Origin of the sequence: Pseudomonas sp. HS6-2, from assembly GCF_049325675.2 — a bacterium.
Classification (GTDB): Bacteria; Pseudomonadota; Gammaproteobacteria; order Pseudomonadales; family Pseudomonadaceae; genus Aquipseudomonas; species Aquipseudomonas putida_N.
This window is the reverse complement of sequence record NZ_CM143906.1, coordinates 4,494,550-4,507,595: the sequence shown is the minus strand read 5'-3', so window position 1 is coordinate 4,507,595 and position 13,046 is coordinate 4,494,550. Positions and strand designations below refer to the sequence as shown.

The following is a 13,046-nucleotide window of genomic DNA, read 5'->3' as shown; positions in this document are numbered from 1 at the left end:
AAGGGATTCCCCGCCCGCAAGGGAGAGGTCCCTTGTGGGTGGCGTGGATGGACGCGGTAGGTCCGTAGGAAGAAACGACCAGCACGGTTTCCCGCGCTTGCAGCCTCGAAGGTCTCGACTGCCTGGGCATGTGCCGGCAACGCCGACGAACATGGGGCAAGCATGGCCCTGGGGCGGTCTGCCTGCCCGCAGGAAACGGCACCGCACCACAACCGTTTTCCTGTGCTGCGGGCAAGAAAAAGCCCCTCGAAAGGGGCTGGAGGAATCAGGCTTGGTACACGAAGTAGTGCTCGCGCTGACGCGGAAAGAACACGTGTTTCCACGTGTCGCCGCTTGTGTTGCCACCGTCGAAGACGACCATTTCGTAGTCGTCCACGTCGGTGTCCACCAGGTCGGCGCTGGCGATATGGCGCATGTGCAGCGTGCCGCTCATGCGCTCGAATACCAGGATCTGGCCGATGGCATCTTCCTGGCTCATGGCGTTGACGCAGGCTCCGAGTTGGTGCTCGAAGTCGGATGCGGGTGTGATGAGGTCGGGGAACATGGGATCGCTCCTGTGAAAGTGCGCCGGCCCGGCTCTCTGGCGGGAGACCGGGCCGGCATGCGGTGAGGACAAGGAAGGCCGGGGATGTGTGTGGCAGCTATTCGCCGGCCAGCGATAGGCCCGGCAACACGGGTGCGTCGGCATCGAGGATGAGGATGCGCACGTCGGCCTGGCCGGCCAGTTCAAGGATCTGTGCCAGCTCGTCCGGCATGCCCTTGCTGCGGTGCTCCTGCCGAAGCTGCTCGGCGGCGATCCCCTCGACGTCCTGCAGGTGCTGGTCCGTCCAGGGCGTGGAGATCAGCTTGACGCCGATCGCCGGGCTGTAGGGAATCCGGAACGCGATGAACAAAAAGGCCTCCGGCGTCGCGAGGTCAGCCAGGTTGGCCAGGTACTGGCCGGTTTCGCGGCTGATGTGCGCGCTGCTGATTTCCCAGCACCGGCTGTAGTAGCCGGTCTCGAAGCTCAACCGCTGCACGACTTCCCGTGCGGCCTCGGCCGAATAGGTGTCGCCAATGTGGACGGGGCGGCCGTCGAAGTCGTCGCCGTGGATCGCGTACACCACGGCACCCACCATGCCTTCGCCGCTGCCCCCTTCAGCCGCGTCGCATTCGGCGATCAGTGCGGCGCCGACAGGTTCGGTGCCAGTCCTGACCACCGCGAAGTCGCTGGTGATGATGCAAGGAGAAGAAACCAGCGCCGCGTCGCAGAGGTGCTGCTGGCTCGGGTGGATGTTTCGCCAAACATGCGGGCTTCCGTCCTCGTAGCTGATGGACAGCGTGCGGACGATTTTCAGATTCCAGTAGCCGCGTAGAAAGGGATTGGGATTCTGGGACATGGGATTTCTCCAACAGAATAATGATGGAGCAAATCCCCGCCACCGGGAATTGACCCCGGTGGGTGGAAAGAAAGGAAACAGCGTCAGGTGACGCTGATCGTTGGCGTTTGGGCCAATCGCTCGGCGACGCGCCGGCGCAAATTCATGCGGAATGGCTCGTCGCTGACGCCCGCCAGCAGATTGATGGTCTCCAGCGCGATCAGGGCCGAAGCCTCTTCGATGTCGGCGGCCACAATGGTCTTGCGCAATTGGTCGCCGAGCTGGAGGGCCTGGGAGGAGGAGCTGATGAAGCGGACCTCGCGGCTCAGGTAGCAGCCGTTGCCGCCGAACTCGAACAGCCGCGGCTTGCTGCAGTACCAGCAGCCCTCGAACTGGATGGCGGTCAGGTGGTGCCCGTCATCGAACCGGGTGGCGATCAGAAACAATGCGTCGAGATCGGCGGTGTCCTCGAACGAATGACGGTCGATCAAGTTCCCCAGCTCTTCGTCCTCATCGGCACGGAAGTGCACGGCGAGCAGTTCGAGCAGCGGCGGGATCGACAGCCCTTCGTCGTCCGGCATCGGAATACCGAGTTGCGTGGCCAGGTCTTCCAGGCCATCGAGCACGTCCGGCCATTGCGGATTGGTGGTCTCGGCGATCTGGGCGATGTAGGCCTGCCCGTTGCCGGGGTGGCTCTCGTCCAGCGCGAAGGCGCCGAACAGCGCCTGGATGACGGGCGTCACACGGTCGAGCACGAGAACGCCGGTGGCTTCGTAGTAGTTGTTGGCCATGAAGGCTCCTTTCGATGAATGAACGGAGCCAGCCCTTGCGGACGATGGCATCCGCAGGGGAAACCGCCTGATGCCGGATGGCGCTGGGCGGGGAGAAAACGCGAGGGACATGGCCTCGAACGAGGCGCATGTCCCTCATGGGGTCCCGTGAACGCAGTGATGAAGGTGTGCCAGGGACCGGCTCACCAACCGCTGTAGTTCAGCAGCAGGTCGGCGATCACCTGGCGACGTTGCAGATCGAGACCATCGAAGTCCGACAGTCCTTGGAAGTGGCAGCGCTTGAGCATGGCACCGCCCTCGCGCGCGTTGTAGAAGCTGAACATGGCGGACAGGAACATGCGTTCCCCGCTGCTCAGGACGCCGAGTGCGTCGTTGGCACGCAGCATGTCGGGACGCAGATCCCACTTGCTCTTTGCCTGGTTCAGGCCTTCGCGCGTGCCGTCGCCAAACCATTGCGGGCCTGCGATCTCGACGCCGCGCTTCCAGACCTCGAAGAAGGCTTGGGGCGCGGCGGCGAAATGCTGCTCTTCCCGCATGATCTGATCGACGACTTCCTGGGGCAAAAGCTGGTTCATGACGTGGTTCCTCCAGTTGGATCAGGGTGTGGCGAGCTGGGACCAGCCGCCTCTTTCGAGGGCACGTTGAGCCGCGGCATAGCTGCGGAAGTACTGGCAGGATTCCCGCGAAACGGGACCTTCTGTATCGCGCGTGCCGATGTAGTGGCCGGCGGCGCTATGCAGGATTTCGAGCGGCAGGAACTTGCCGCAATGGATCAAGGCCAACTGGCCGAAAGAGGCTTGCTGGGACATGGACGGGCTCCTTGGAAAAAGCGGGGCCTCGTCCCTCACGGGATGGCAGCTCCCGCACGCGGTTGAGAAAAAAGCATCGGCGTCACGGGTGACGCGCGTCCGCAGACTCGATGCGATGGCGGACTGGCGGGTAGCGCGGAAAGAATCCGCGGCAGCCTGGAAACTCTGGCTGCTGGCATGGTGCTGACGAATCAGCGACACATGCGGGCAGCTTCATGCGCGAGGCGAGCCGCGTCAGCCGGAAATCGGCATTTGCAACAGCCCCGATTGGCGAACGCGGAAAAAAGAAAGCCCCGCAATAAGTGCGGGGCTGTCAGGAGGATGAGGCGAAACTGGGTCAGCGAGGCCTGTCGCCCAGTACATGCTGCTTCCACAGGGCGAATGCCTCGTCCGGTCCCAGCTCTGCGAGGATGACGATGGGCTGGCCCCGACGGGCACGCAGCGATGCGAAATACGCTGGCCGGTCGGCGATGGCGTTGAGCTTGATGCCCTTTAGGAACAGCAACTGGCGGGGGCGAACTTTGGTGGTAACGCAGGCATGATTGCGCTTGTTTGGGGCAAAAGGGCCAGCGAAGCGGGCGGACACGGCCAGAAAACCGCGACGAACTACTTGTACTTGCCAGGCGAGGCGAACGGGTGACATCAGCATATCGCTATGCGGTAAAGAAGACCGTCCTAAAGCTTGCAGGATCCCGGCATAGCTTCATCATCACCTCTCCGTGACGGCTCATTGGAACGAAAAAGGCCAGCATCGCCGTGATGGACTTTCATAATTGCCAGGTCAACTGGCTTGCGTGCTGTTTATTCACAGCAAGGCATTGCGACGTCGTTGCAGCAATCGCCGCCATCGCAACAGGGCGTTGCAGCAAAAGCGGCGGTGGGCGCTAGCATGAGGGCCAAGCCGCGGCCGCTCATGCTGGGGGCCGTTCTCTTCAGATTGGTGTCCTGCACCGTGTGCATTGCGAATTTCCGGATCGTCCCAATGTCACTGGGACTCCTTTGTGGCGGCCGGGTTCTCCACGCTCATGAACGACTGGGCCACCAGCGCGATCGCCCCGCCCACGATGGCCATGTCAGCGATGTTGAAGGCGGGCCAGTGCCAGCCGTGCAGGTGAAAGTCGATGTAGTCGATAACGTGCCCGCGCGTGGCGCGGTCGAACGCGTTGCCCAATGCGCCGCCCAGAATGAGGCTGTACGAAAGGCCTTCCGTTTTGCGCAGCGGCCGGGAGAGCAGCCATGCGAGCCATGCCGATATTGCGAACGCGATCGCCAGAAAAAACCACCGCTGCCAGCCGCCCGCGCCAGCAAGGAAGCTGAACGCCGCGCCGGGATTGAGAGCGTGAACTAGGTTGAAGAATGACGCCACCTCGTGCGACCAACCCAAGGGAGTTGTCGCGTCAATGTAGCTCTTAGCTGCCTGATCGCCGGCGAATATAACGATCGCGAGTGAGTACCACTGCGTCTTGCGAAGAGATGGTTCATCCATTGTTCATGCCGCCTTGAACTTCAGGAGGCGCAGCCCATTGACGACAACCAAAAGACTTGCCCCCATGTCAGCGAACACAGCCATCCACATGGTGGCATGCCCTGTGAACGTCAACGCAAGGAACACCGCCTTGATGCCAAGGGCCAGAACGATGTTCTGCGTGAGGATCGCCGCAGTGCTACGCGACAGCCGGATGAAGGCGGGGATCTTGCGCAGGTCGTCGTCCATCAGGGCGACGTCGGCTGTTTCGATCGCGGTGTCGGTGCCGGCCGCGCCCATGGCGAAGCCGATGTCGGCACGGGCGAGCGCGGGCGAATCGTTGATGCCGTCGCCCACCATGCCCACCTGGCCCTCGCCGCCGACCAGGCTTTCGATGGTCTTGAGCTTGTCTTCGGGCAGTTGGTCACCACGGGCTTCAGAGATTCCGACCTGGGCAGCGATGGCCGCGGCCGTGTGCTGGTTGTCCCCCGTCAGCATCAGCGTGCGCACACCCAGCGCCTGCAGGTCGGCCACCGCCTCACGGCTGGTTTCCTTCACGGTGTCGGCCACTGCAAAAATGCCGAGCACGGTCGCATCGTCCATCAGCAGGATCGCTGTCTTGCCTTGGCGCTCCAGGGTCTCCAGCCGAGCCTGGAGCGTCGCTTCGCTCAGGCCCAGCTCCTGGGCGAGCCTGTGGTTGCCCATGTGCAACATGCGCCCGGCGACGCGGCCGCGCACGCCGCGGCCAGGCAGCGCCGCGAAGTCGTCGACCTCGTGCAGCGCGATGCCGTCACGGTTCGCCTTGCGGGCGATGGCCTGAGACACAGGATGGTCCGAGCGTGCCGCGAGGCTTGCGGCCCAGGCGGCAACTTCCTGCGCCTCGCCGATCAGCGGCACGAAGTCGGTCTGCTCGGGCTTGCCATGTGTGAGTGTGCCGGTCTTGTCCAGGGCCAACGCCTTGAGCTTGCGCCCGCCCTCCAGGTAGACGCCACCCTTGATCAGGATGCCGCGTCGGGCGGCAGCGGCCAAGCCGCTGACGATGGTGACCGGCGTGGAGATGACCAGAGCGCAGGGGCAGGCGATCACCAGCAGTACCAGGGCCTTGTAGACCCAGTCAAACCATGCGCCGCCGAAGGCGAGCGGCGGCACGACGGCAACCAGCACGGACACCGCGAACACCGCCGGCGTGTAGACGCGGGCGAACTGGTCGACGAAGCGCTGCGTGGGCGCACGGCTGCCCTGCGCGGACTCCACGGCATGGATGATGCGCGCGAGCGTCGAGTCGCTGGCGCCTGCGGTCACCTTGTATTCGAAAGAGCCGGTCTCATTGATGGTTCCGGCGAAGACCTGGTCACCTTCGGCCTTCTCGACGGGCAGGCTCTCGCCGGTGATGGGCGCCTGGTTGATGGCCGATCGACCCGAGGTGATCAGGCCGTCCAGTGCGATGCGCTCGCCAGGACGCACGCGGACCACCGCGCCCTTTGCGACCTCCTTGGCCGGCAGCTCTGTCCATGAGCCATCGGCCTGCCGCACGGTCGCGGTCTCGGGCGCCAAGTCCATCAGCCCCCGAATGGCGTTGCGGGCGCGGTCCAGCGACTTCGCCTCGATCACTTCCGCCAACGCGAACAGGAACATGACCATGGCGGCCTCCGGCCAGTGGCCGATCGCCATGCCGCCGGTGACCGCGATGGCCATCAGGGCGTTCATGTTCAGGTTGAGGTTCTTCAGCGCGATCCAGCCCTTCTTGTAGGTGCTGAGGCCGCCGGTGAAGATCGAAACCAGTGCCAGCACGATCACGGCCCAATGATTGCCGTCGTTGACCCAGTACACGCCTTCGGCGGCCACCGCCGCAACGCCCGAAACCGCCATCGGCCACCAATTGGTCTTGTGCGCGGCCACCGGGGCATCGCGCGGCTCATCAGTCCTCTGGACCTCGGCTTCCATGCCCAGCGATTCGATGGCTTCGACTGCCGGCTTGATCGCGTCGGGTGTGTGCCGAACCGTGAGCGTGCGCTGCATCAGGTTGAAATCCATTCCCTGCACGCCCGGCATGCCTTGCAGCTTGCCGCGGATCAGACTTTCCTCGGTCGGACAGTCCATCTTCGCGATGCGAAGTACCGTGGTGGCTGTCTGCATGTCCTGCCGCGCAGCCTGCATTCCAATGGAAGCAAGCGCCTTCTCGATCGGCGCTGAGGTCGCCAGCGTGTGCTGGACTCCCAGCACACGCTGCATCAGATTGAAGTCGAGCGCGGTCACACCCGGCAGCTTGCCCAGCCGGTCGCGGATCAGCGCTTCTTCCGTCGGGCAATCCATGTTCTCGATCCGGTACGTCACCCGCTCGCCGATCGGCGGCGCGGAAACGGCAGCGGTTGGTTGCTGCTGCAGGGCCGAGGATGGGATCACAGCCGCGGCTTCGATCGGCCCCGTGTGGCCGAAGGTCTGCTCCTTGGCGCGCATGCCGATCGAGGCCAGGACCTGCTCCATCTGCGCGCGTGCCTGAGCGAGGTGTTTCACCGACAGGGTGCGCTCAGCGAGGTCGAAGTCGAGGTCCTGAATTCCCTCGACTGCCCCGAGGTGCGAGCGGATGAGTTTCTCCTCGCTCGGGCAGTCCATGTTCTCGATGCGGTAGGTGGTCGACACGGCGGCGTCTCGGACAGCCTGAGCCTTCATGCCCACCGAATTCAGCGCTTGCTCCAAGGCATCGGCCGAGACTTCGCGGTGCGAAATGGTCAACAAACGCTGCGGAAGATCGAACAGGAGCCGCTCGACACCGGGCATGCCCTCCAGCGTTCGCCGCACCAGTGCTTCCTCATTGCGGCAATCCATGTTGCTCACGTGGAAAACGGTGGTTTCAGTGCTGGCCTGCTCACTGGCGCACGCCGTCTGTTGGCCATTGCCGCCGGAGCAGGCGCATGGGCTGGAAGGTTCTTTGTTCATAGATCGCTCTTCATTGACAAGGTTTTCCCCGGATGCCATCATTAGAAAACCTCTAGTAGATATAGAGTCAAGTTTTTTATAGGAAGCAACCATGATGCGGATCGGTGAACTGGGCAAGAAGGCAGATTGCTTGGTGCAGACCGTGCGCTTTTACGAGTCAGAAGGCTTGCTGCCCGAGCCTGCACGTAGCGAGGGCAACTTCAGGCTCTATGACGAAGTCCATTTGCAGCGCTTGCTGTTCATCCGCCGCTGCCGGGCGAAGGACATGACGCTGGATGAGATCCGTCAACTGCTGAACTTACGGGATCGGCCAGAGTTGGGCTGCGGCGAGGTGAACGCGCTGGTCGACGCTCATATCGCGCAAGTGCGGACCAAGATGAAGGAATTGCGCGCCTTGGAGCGCGAGTTAATGGATCTGCGACGCTCCTGCGATAGCGCCCGAACCTCGCGCGAGTGCGGCATTCTCAACAGCTTGGCCGAGCCCGCCTGAAGCTCGAGCGTGTCATCGGTGCTGGAAGTGATCGGGTCCAGTTCTGAGAGCCACGTGCCGCGCTCCATCATGCGAAAGCGCGCGATTCTGACGTTTTGAGACGGCGTGCGACCGAGGGCGTGGCCCACAGGAGCCAGCGCGAGCCGGACGACCTGCGCGCCGCAATCTCCGCCACCTTACGGGTTCTCCAGGCCAGACCGAGCATCGCGGCGTGGCTGCGCAGGTGCAGGTGCAGGCCAAGGTAGCAGTGCGCCACGACGCGGCCCGACTCATGGGCACGCCACGCAACTCGCGATCGCTTCGCAAGAAGCCGCAAGGCCCGACTCGCGCAAGAATGCGACGTGGGCAAGATCGTATAGCCAGCAGCGCAAGCGTTTGCCGCTGCTGGCCGGCTCCGGAAGGGATAGACAAGCTGCGGGCCGTAGTCCATTGGAAAGTCCATCTTTCTTGAGTGTCACTCTTTGGCGCCCAGCGTGTGCTTTTGCGACCGGAAAGCGCTGAACAAGTGGCCCCCGGGCATCCAGAAATCGCCGTAGTTGACTTGGGCGTCTTCGTGCTCACGCTTGTGATGCCAGCGATGGGCTTCAGCCACCCCGATCAACAATCCCAACGGCCCGACCCGGTATCCCAGATTGGAGTGCTGGAAGGCCAGATGCACGACCAAGAAGCCGAGCCATGCGCCGACGGCCAACCACAGCTTGGAACGCCGCTACTGGCTCAACGGGGAGTGGAAAGGCCGCCCGCCCTCTAGCAAGGCGGCACAAGCGAGCGCGACGATCACTGTGAGTAGCTCCGTCGGAAAAGACGGCCGGCCGGTCGCGAGCTCGCCGAAGAGCACAACCGCAGTGGCGCCACGGATCAGTGGATAGCAGCCATACCGGATGACAGTCGCAATGAAGGGGGCGCATTGGTGCTCATCTGTTCTGTCCTAAAGCTCTGACTGGATTGGAAAACCTTCTAGCTACGGTAGAGTCAAGGGCGTCCGGGAAGACCCTGTGGCAAGTTCGTTGCATCTGCGCCTTGACTCTCCAGCCGCTACAGGCTTCAGCATCCATCGATTTGGAAGGAACAATGCATGGCTGAAAACCACAGAAATCACGAAAACGACGAGTTGGGCCGCCTAGATGCGAGCGATGCGAAGGACCGAAAGATTCTTCTGACTGTGTTGCTGATCAACCTGACGCAGTCCGCCGCCGGCATTGCCCTTGGCATCTGGGCTGGCTCTACGGCGCTGATGGGCGCCGGGTTGGACAACCTCGCCGATGCGTCGGTCTATGCGGTTAGCCTGTATGCCGTCGGTCGTGCGGCAACGGTCAAGGTGGGCGCGGCCCGCTTGTCGGGTTTCTTGCTAATCGGCCTGGCCGCGCTGCTGCTGTTGGAAGTCCTACGCCGCTTCGCTGGAGGGGAAGAGCCTGTCGGCCCAGCCATGATGGCCATGGCCGCGCTGAACGCGGCTTTGAACCTAGTGTGCCTCAGACTACTGCGCCGCCATCGCGGGGAAGATGTGAACTTCAAGGCGTCAGCGATCTTTACCAGCAACGACTCCATCGTCAATGGTGCGATTGTGCTGTCCGGGGTGCTGGTGATGGGGTTCGGGTCGAACATCCCGGATCTGGTGCTGGGCGTCATCGTGGCCGCAATCGCAGCGAATGGGGGGCGGGAAATCCTGCGCGAAGCATCGGAAACAGCTCGCCGTAAGGCGGGCACATAAGGCATGTTTTCGCCCAGTTCATCCCGAGGTTTACCTCTGCAAAAGAGGTAGTCCAGCCTTTGGGCTACGGCCTCGGCTGCAGCCGAGCGTACCATTGGCGATGGCCGCGCGATAGGCGGGCATGCCGTTCTCGACCTCCGTCTGCCGTACAGCAGCGGTGCGCAAGGTTGAGGGTGCATGTCGTCTCTCCTGTTCGTGTGGCCCAGGCCAATGGCCGGGCCGGGACGTTGATGGGCAGGAGAATGGCGCCGAAGGCCCAACGGCCTTCGGCTCGGGAGAAAAGAGGAACCACCCGTGGGCTGATTGGCAGGCCCGGTCGTCGCTAGAACCGTCTGCTCATCAAGCAATCACACCCGGCCCATGTCGTGGCTGGGGCCGGCATCGTCTGGCGCACATCCGCGCACAAAGGGAGCCCGTTTTTGCACCGGCGGGCACCGGCACCGATTACCGCTGACCACGAAGGGTCTCCCGGTGGCTCGTGCAGCCTGGCAAGCCACCGGGAGACCCTTCGCAGAGGGCGGAAGAAACGCAGATCAACAGAACGCGCGTGGTGCGGCTCGCAGAGAAGCTACCTTCAGGTCCCGCGGCCGGGGACGGCTGGGCGGGACGCGCACACGGATCAAGAAGGCGTTGCGCGCTGGGCGTCCCGCAGGGCATGCGGCGGAGTGCGGGACAGGGGCCACGCCGCCGAAGGCGGGCACGGCTCACGGGGAACGGGGGCGGTCAGGAGCCTTTGCGGCCGCTACGGCGCGGGCGCGAGGCGCCGCGCTTGGAGCTGCCGGATTCGACTGGCAGCGTGCCTTTGCAGTCCGGGTAGCGGCTGCACGACCAGAACGGGCCGCTCTTGCCGCTGCGCTGGCGCGTGGGTGCGCCGCACTGCGGGCATGCCGGCCCTTGGGGAACCTTGATGGACAGGGAGGCGCTGCCGTACTGCGCAATCAACTGCGAAATCCACGCGGCCTGCTTGCCGATGAACACGTCCAGGGTGAGCTGTCCGGCCTCGATCATGTCGAGCGCCTGTTCCCAGACGGCGGTGGTGCCAGGGTCGGCAATCGCCGCAGGCACGGCATCGATCAAAGTGAAAGCCGCATCCGAGGCGCGGATGGCGCGCCCCTTCTTCACGAGGTAGCCGCGAGCGATCAGGCCGCCGATGATGTTGGCCCGCGTCGCTTCGGTGCCGATGCCAACCGTATCCTTGAGCTTCTGCTTCAGGCGGGGATCGGACACCAGCTTGGCGACGCCTTTCATGGACTTGACCAACTCGCCTTGCGTGTACGGTTTGGGCGGCAGCGTCTTGAGTGCCTTGAGATCGACGTCGGCCACCTGGCATGCCAGGCCCTCATACAGTTTCGGCAGCGCGGGCAGCACCTGGGCGCGGACCGCAGTATCGCCCTCGCCATCACCGTCTTCGGCCTGCGGCTCGGCGAGCACCTGGCGCCAACCCGGGATGACAACCTGCTTGCCCGTGGCCGCCAGGTTCTGCCCCCCGCACGAAAACTTGGCCACAGTGCGGTCGAACTCGTGGTGAGGGAGGAACTGCGCCAGGTAATGCGACCGGATGAGCCTGTACACGGCCAGTTCCTTCTCGCTCATGGCGGAGAGCTTCGCCGGTTCGAGCGTCGGGATGATGCCGTGGTGCGCCGTGACCTTGCCATCGTTCCAGGCGCGCGAGCGCTGCGAGCGGTCGAGCTGGCCCATGATCGAGCGCAGCGAGGGATCGGTCTTGAGCAGGCTGTCGAGAACGGTGGGCACTTCGGCAAACATGCTCTCGGGCAGGTAGCCGGAGTCCGAGCGGGGGTACGTCGTGGCCTTGTGCGTCTCGTACAGGGCTTGGGCAATCTCCAAGGTTTCCTGCACGTCCAGCCCAAGCTGCTTGGAACACACTTCCTGCAAGGTGCCCAGGTCGAACGGCAGCGGCGGGCCTTCGCGGACACGCTCAGTCTCCACCGACACGACGTGGGCACTGCCCGCAGCGCGGATCTGCTGCATGGTCTGCTGTGCGACCGGCTGCCGCAGGCAGCGGCCTGCGTCGTCGGTGCACGCATCGGGTGGAACCCATTGCGCGGCGAAAGTCGAACCGCCTGCGAACAGGGACACGGCGATGGCCCAGTATGGTACGGACACGAAGCGCGCGATCTCGCGGTCGCGGTCCACAACGAGCTTGAGCGTCGGGGTCTGTACGCGGCCGACCGACAGCACGCCGTCGTAACCCGCCTGTCGCCCCAGCACCGTGAACAGCCGGCTCAGGTTCATGCCCACGAGCCAATCCGCACGGGAGCGCGCCAGCGCCGAGTGGTACATCGAAAGCGTCTCGGCCGAAGGCCGCAGCTTGCCCAGTGCCGCCCGAATGGACGCATCGTTGAGCGCCGACAGCCACAGGCGTTCGATGGGGCCGCGGTAGCCGCAAAGCTCCACGATCTCGCGGGCGATCAATTCGCCCTCGCGGTCGGCATCGGTGGCGATAACCAGGTGAGTCGCCTTCGCCAAGAGCGCCTTGACGACCTTGAATTGCGTGGCGGTCTTCGGTTTGACCTCGACCCGCCAGTGCTGGGGAATGATGGGCAACTGCTCAACGGACCATCGTTTGAGCTGCTCGTCGTAGGCCTCGGGCGGCGCCGCCTCCACGAGATGGCCGATGCACCAGGTGACCGTGACGCCGGAACCGTTGAGGCAGCCTTCACCGCGCTGCGTGGCGCCGAGAATCCGGCCAATGTCTTTGCCCTGGGAGGGCTTCTCGCACAAGAACAGCCGCATATCCGTCCATCCCGATTCCTGTTGTTCATGGAGTTGCTGGGATCGAGGATGCCGAGCGCAGCCCCTGGCAGCAGCAAACAAGCCGCATGCGGCAGCGACCGCTTTCACGCCGATGAAATGGCGAGTGCGGGGAAGGTGCGTGGCCGGAAGTGTGCGGGCCGAGAGCCGCGATTTCCGGGAGCGCGCGTGGAACTCGGTGGACGTTGGTGGAGCTATCCCCTGGGGATAATTCGCAGCGCATGGAGGGCGGCGAAGCACTGCGGCAGCCGCCCTCCATGCCCGATCACTTCCTGCGCTTGGTCTCTTTCGGCGCCGTCGATTCCTGGGTGGCCTGGGGCTTCGGCTCTGCCTCCTGTGGCTTCGGGCTGAGGGCCACAGACTCGATGCGGTACGGCAGGATGCCGACACTGCGCGCGTTGACCTGCCAAGTCTCACGCGGCTGATCTTCGTTGTCCGTCCAGGGGTCGCGCTCCATGCGGCCGACGACCAGCACCCGCATGCCCTTCTGGTAGAGCTGCTGCCAGCGGTCGGCGTCGTGGTGCCAGAGTTCCACCGGCGCCCAGAAGCCGCCGCGGTCCTCGAACTCGCCGCCCTTGGTGGGGACGGGGTTGTCGAAGTACACGTTCAGCCGGAGCAACCGGCGAGGATCGTCGTTGCCATTGGGGAATTCGCGGTACTCGGGAGGCGATCCGATGTTGCCCTCGCCGATGAATTGTGTGCTCATGTTGGAA

Annotated in this window: 14 protein-coding genes; 2 read left to right on the top strand and 12 right to left on the bottom strand. The window is 63.9% G+C overall.

All coding sequences use genetic code 11. The features are described 5' to 3' along the window. Window positions 1-265 precede the first annotated feature (265 nt). The 8 genes from ACOKS3_RS21010 to ACOKS3_RS20975 form a co-directional block, all read right to left on the bottom strand. A complete protein-coding gene (locus tag ACOKS3_RS21010) occupies window positions 266-544 on the bottom strand; it encodes a hypothetical protein (RefSeq protein ID WP_003116828.1) in 279 nt (92 codons plus the stop codon). 97 nt (window positions 545-641) lie between these two features. Further along, the gene (locus ACOKS3_RS21005) at window positions 642-1,379 is read right to left on the bottom strand and encodes a DUF5983 family protein (protein ID WP_003116829.1); all 738 of its coding nucleotides are present in this window, start codon (window positions 1,377-1,379) and stop codon (window positions 642-644) included. A gap of 83 nt (window positions 1,380-1,462) precedes the next feature. Then, complete coding sequence (locus ACOKS3_RS21000) at window positions 1,463-2,149, bottom strand: hypothetical protein (protein ID WP_003116830.1); 687 nt, start codon at window positions 2,147-2,149, stop codon at window positions 1,463-1,465. A 182-nt stretch (window positions 2,150-2,331) separates the two neighbouring features. Then, complete coding sequence (locus ACOKS3_RS20995) at window positions 2,332-2,724, bottom strand: hypothetical protein (RefSeq protein WP_003116832.1); 393 nt, start codon at window positions 2,722-2,724, stop codon at window positions 2,332-2,334. Window positions 2,725-2,745: 21 nt separating this feature from the next. Continuing rightward, window positions 2,746-2,958: a hypothetical protein gene (locus tag ACOKS3_RS20990; RefSeq protein ID WP_003116833.1), complete on the bottom strand. Its 213-nt coding sequence runs from the start codon at window positions 2,956-2,958 to the stop codon at window positions 2,746-2,748. 337 nt (window positions 2,959-3,295) lie between these two features. Further along, complete coding sequence (locus tag ACOKS3_RS20985; protein ID WP_223656317.1) at window positions 3,296-3,601, bottom strand: hypothetical protein; 306 nt, start codon at window positions 3,599-3,601, stop codon at window positions 3,296-3,298. Between the two features lie 342 nt (window positions 3,602-3,943). Beyond that, complete coding sequence (lspA, locus tag ACOKS3_RS20980) at window positions 3,944-4,444, bottom strand: signal peptidase II (protein ID WP_003098955.1); 501 nt, start codon at window positions 4,442-4,444, stop codon at window positions 3,944-3,946. Between the two features lie 3 nt (window positions 4,445-4,447). Further along, window positions 4,448-7,093 carry a heavy metal translocating P-type ATPase gene (locus ACOKS3_RS20975; RefSeq protein ID WP_425311436.1) on the bottom strand — a complete coding sequence of 882 codons (2,646 nt, stop codon included), beginning with the start codon at window positions 7,091-7,093 and terminating at the stop codon, window positions 4,448-4,450. A 358-nt stretch (window positions 7,094-7,451) separates the two neighbouring features. On the opposite strand from ACOKS3_RS20975, the gene cadR reads away from it, so the two are divergent. Then, a complete protein-coding gene (gene cadR, locus ACOKS3_RS20970; RefSeq protein ID WP_003098965.1) occupies window positions 7,452-7,850 on the top strand; it encodes a Cd(II)/Pb(II)-responsive transcriptional regulator in 399 nt (132 codons plus the stop codon). Window positions 7,851-7,917: 67 nt separating this feature from the next. On the opposite strand, the gene ACOKS3_RS20965 is transcribed toward cadR, so the two are convergent. Next, window positions 7,918-8,280: a DUF3703 domain-containing protein gene (locus tag ACOKS3_RS20965; RefSeq protein WP_196495817.1), complete on the bottom strand. Its 363-nt coding sequence runs from the start codon at window positions 8,278-8,280 to the stop codon at window positions 7,918-7,920. A gap of 24 nt (window positions 8,281-8,304) precedes the next feature. Next, complete coding sequence (locus tag ACOKS3_RS20960; protein WP_014747696.1) at window positions 8,305-8,514, bottom strand: sterol desaturase family protein; 210 nt, start codon at window positions 8,512-8,514, stop codon at window positions 8,305-8,307. A gap of 411 nt (window positions 8,515-8,925) precedes the next feature. Here ACOKS3_RS20960 and ACOKS3_RS20955 point away from each other — a divergent pair, with 411 nt between their 5' ends. Beyond that, entirely contained in the window at window positions 8,926-9,561 is a 636-nt protein-coding gene (locus tag ACOKS3_RS20955; RefSeq protein ID WP_003098972.1) for a cation efflux transmembrane domain-containing protein, read from the top strand. 723 nt (window positions 9,562-10,284) lie between these two features. On the opposite strand, the gene ACOKS3_RS20950 is transcribed toward ACOKS3_RS20955, so the two are convergent. Both ACOKS3_RS20950 and ACOKS3_RS20945 read right to left on the bottom strand, forming a co-directional pair. Further along, the gene (locus tag ACOKS3_RS20950; protein WP_003116834.1) at window positions 10,285-12,315 is read right to left on the bottom strand and encodes a DNA topoisomerase III; all 2,031 of its coding nucleotides are present in this window, start codon (window positions 12,313-12,315) and stop codon (window positions 10,285-10,287) included. Between the two features lie 283 nt (window positions 12,316-12,598). Next, a complete protein-coding gene (locus ACOKS3_RS20945) occupies window positions 12,599-13,039 on the bottom strand; it encodes a single-stranded DNA-binding protein (protein WP_003098976.1) in 441 nt (146 codons plus the stop codon). Between the last annotated feature and the right edge of the window lie 7 nt (window positions 13,040-13,046).